Annotated in this window: 1 protein-coding gene; it reads right to left on the bottom strand. The window is 70.5% G+C overall.

Features of this window, described 5'->3' with window-relative positions; translation table 11 throughout:
• On the bottom strand, positions 1-370 hold a 370-nt coding region (locus tag L6Q67_RS23630; RefSeq protein ID WP_296576000.1), incomplete at both ends, for an acyl-CoA dehydrogenase.

The following is a 370-nucleotide window of genomic DNA, read 5'->3' as shown; positions in this document are numbered from 1 at the left end:
AACTGCCCGATCGGGCGGCCGAACGCCTCGCGCTCCTTCGTGTACGCCCAGGCCTCGTCAAGGCTCGCCTGCGCCGCGCCGCAGGCCTGCAGGCCGATCAGCGCCCGGCTGTAGTCGAAGCCCTGCATCACCTGCGTGAAGCCCTTGCCCTCGTCGCCGAGCATGTGGTCGGCCGGCACGCGCACGTCGTCGAAGAAGACCTGGCCGCGGCCGATGACGGCGCTGCCCAGGTCATCGAACTTCAGCGTCTGGATGCCCGGCGTCTGCGCGGGGATGAAGAAGGCGCTGACGCCCTTGGCCCCCTGCTCCGGCGTGCCGGTGCGCGCGAAGATCAGGTACGCATCGGCGCGGTCGGCGAAGGTGATGCTGG

The sequence above is a fragment of the Zoogloea sp. genome, assembly GCF_023150065.1.
In the GTDB taxonomy this organism is placed as follows: domain Bacteria; phylum Pseudomonadota; class Gammaproteobacteria; order Burkholderiales; family Rhodocyclaceae; genus Zoogloea.
Note: the sequence above shows the minus strand (reverse complement) of the source record. Positions and strands in the feature narration are given on the sequence as shown.